The organism is Streptomyces flavofungini, from assembly GCF_041028215.1.
In the GTDB taxonomy this organism is placed as follows: Bacteria; Actinomycetota; Actinomycetes; order Streptomycetales; family Streptomycetaceae; genus Streptomyces; species Streptomyces flavofungini_B.
In genome coordinates this window covers 1-1,122 of the sequence record NZ_JASKYR010001236.1, presented here as the reverse complement: position 1 = coordinate 1,122, position 1,122 = coordinate 1, and the positions used below count along the sequence as shown (strand labels likewise).

The window sequence follows — 1,122 nt, the reverse complement described above, 5'->3', positions numbered from 1 at the left end:
CCTACGTCCTGTTCACGTCCGGCTCCACGGGCGTGCCGAAGGGCGTCGCGGTGGAGCACCGCGCGCTGCTGAACCTGACGCGGGCGGTGCGCCCGGTCTTCCCGGTCACGGCCGGGGACCGGGTCCTCCAGTTCGTGTCGTTCGGCTTCGACGTGGCCGTCTCCGACCTGTTCTTCCCCTGGGTCGCGGGCGCCGAGCTGCACATCGCGCGGGACGACGAGCGGCTGGGCGACGCGCTCGCCGCCCGGCTCAGGGACTCCCGCATCACGTACGTCTTCCTGCCGCCGTCCGCCGCGATGCTGCTGCCCGACGTGGCCGGGCGCCTGCCCGACCTGCGGACGCTCGCCGTCGGCGGCGAGGCCTGTCCGGCCGAACTGGTCGAGCGGCTCAGCGAGCCGGGCCGCAGGATCGTCAACGCGTACGGCCCCAGCGAGGCCACCGTCTACGCCACCACCGCCGACCTCGAACCCGGCGCGCCCGTGGTGATCGGCGCCCCCGTGCCGGGCTCCCGCGTCCACGTGCTCGACGCCCGTCTCCGTACCGTGCCCACCGGCGTGACCGGCGAGGTCTACATCGCGGGCGCCTCGCTGGCCCGCGGCTACATCGGCCGCCCGGGCATGACCGCCGAACGCTTCGTCGCCGACCCGTACGGCCCGCCGGGGTCCCGCATGTACCGCACCGGCGACCTCGCCCGGGTCGACGCCCGCGGCCGTCTGCACTATCTCGGCCGCTCCGACTCGCAGGTCAAGCTGCGCGGCATCCGCATCGAACTCGGCGAGATCGAGGCCCTCCTCGCGGGCCACCCGGACGTCGCGGTCGCCGCGGCGGCCGTACGCGGCGACGGCCCCGGCCAGCGGCTCGTCGCCTACGTGGTGCACCGCGAGGGCACCTCCCCCACGGACGACGCGCTCCGCGCCCACCTCGCCGACCGGCTCCCCGGCTACATGCTGCCGGAGCTCTACGTCCACCTCGACGAACTGCCCCTCAACCGCTCCGGCAAGATCGACCGCCCCCGGCTGCCGGAACCGGCCGCCGAGCGGCAGGAGACGGGCCGCTCGTACACCGCCCCGGGCACCGCGACGGAACGGCACGTCGCCGAGGTGTGGGCCCGCGTACTGACCC

At 75.4% G+C, this 1,122-nt stretch carries 1 protein-coding gene; it reads left to right on the top strand.

The genetic code is table 11. The features are described from left to right. Positions 1 to 1,122: amino acid adenylation domain-containing protein (locus AB8Z36_RS40035; RefSeq protein ID WP_369218274.1), on the top strand; the 1,122-nt coding region annotated here is incomplete at both ends.